The organism is Roseovarius halophilus (ex Wu et al. 2025) (assembly GCF_047086965.1).
The window spans coordinates 1-1,335 of sequence record NZ_JBKOTX010000469.1 but is presented as its reverse complement, the minus strand read 5'-3'; the positions used below and the strand labels follow the sequence as shown (position 1 = coordinate 1,335).

Annotated in this window: 1 protein-coding gene; it reads right to left on the bottom strand. The window is 61.9% G+C overall.

The genetic code is table 11. The annotated features are described in order from the left end of the window. Nucleotides 1-194 precede the first annotated feature (194 nt). Nucleotides 195-1,130: an IS110 family transposase gene (locus tag ACH107_RS32880; RefSeq protein ID WP_412509791.1), complete on the bottom strand. Its 936-nt coding sequence runs from the start codon at nucleotides 1,128-1,130 to the stop codon at nucleotides 195-197. Nucleotides 1,131-1,335 lie beyond the last annotated feature (205 nt).

The following is a 1,335-nucleotide window of genomic DNA, read 5'->3' as shown; positions in this document are numbered from 1 at the left end:
AGGGCCGAGCAAAAAGCCCTTGAACCCGAAGCCGTCACGGAGGTTAAAATGGCGGCCTAACCAGCGCAACGCGCTGTCTCAGAACCGTGCCCCGGTACACCTCTGACGTGCCAGGGGCAACGACACCTCAACAAATCACCGATGGCAATTCACAACGATGATGTTAAGCGCCAAGCCCCATTACGGCATCTTGATCAAGCGGTTTTTGGGGTCCACTTGCGATCAGCTTTGACGAGCGCATTTGCCATTTCGATGAGCTTGCGCATGATGGCGACGATGGCCACTTTCGCGGGTTTGCCTGCGGCGCGCAGAGCCTCGTACTTGGCCTTGAGGTCGGGGTTGTGGCGCATGGCGACCAGCGCGGGCATGTATAGGGCATCACGCAGTGGTTTGCGCCCGCCCCCGATGAACGCCTTGCCCTGCCACTGACCGGACTGGCGGGTGATGGGCGCGAGGCCGGCGAGACTGGCCACCTGTTTGCGCTCGAGTGTGCCGATCTCCGGCAACAGGATCAGCATGGCGGCGGCGGTGACAGCACCGATCCCCGGCATGGAGCACAGGATATCGCGGCTGCGTGCTGTGGCCTCCTGCGCCTCGATGAGTGCCGCGATCTCGGCGTCCAGCTCGGCAATCTGACGCTCCACCTGGGCGAGCCGCGCCTTGGTCTGGCGTTTCAGGACCGCGATATCATGGGTCTGGGCGCGGTTGCGCAGTCTTGTTCGGTCCTTGATCAGTCCGGCGCGCGCAACGTGCAAGTCCCTGAGAAAAAGTGCGTTCTTTGAACATGGCGCTTGGGGTGCAAGGTCGAACGCCGCGCCCATGCGCGCCAGCATCTGCGCGTCCACCGCATCGGTCTTGGCCCTTGTGCCATGCGCCTCGGCGAACCGACGCGCTTGAAGCGGGTTCACCTTGACCAGGGGAAACGTCTTGCCAAGCGCCGCCTCGAAGGCCTTGTGATACGGCCCCGTCGGCTCGAACACGATCCGTGCCACCGGTGCCTTGCCAAGCCACTTGCTCAGGGCCCGAAATCCTGCCGCCGAGTTCTCGAAGCGCTGTGCCGCGCCATCTTCCAGCCGGAAGGCATCCAGATGGGATTTCGAAATGTCCACGCCAATGGTATGATCTGTCATCTTCGCCATGTCCTATGCTTGTCATGCGTGATTTGTCACACGCGTATCCGTTCAGGCCCTTTGGTGAAGACGGCGGCTGATCATACTCCCAAACGGTCCTTCACGACCAAACACGTTACGATCCCGCCGCCGCCGCTGCACGGCATGTTTGAGGTGCCGGGCAGCGGCTCCTTTATATCCCAGGAGCCGGGTTCAGCGTAAGACA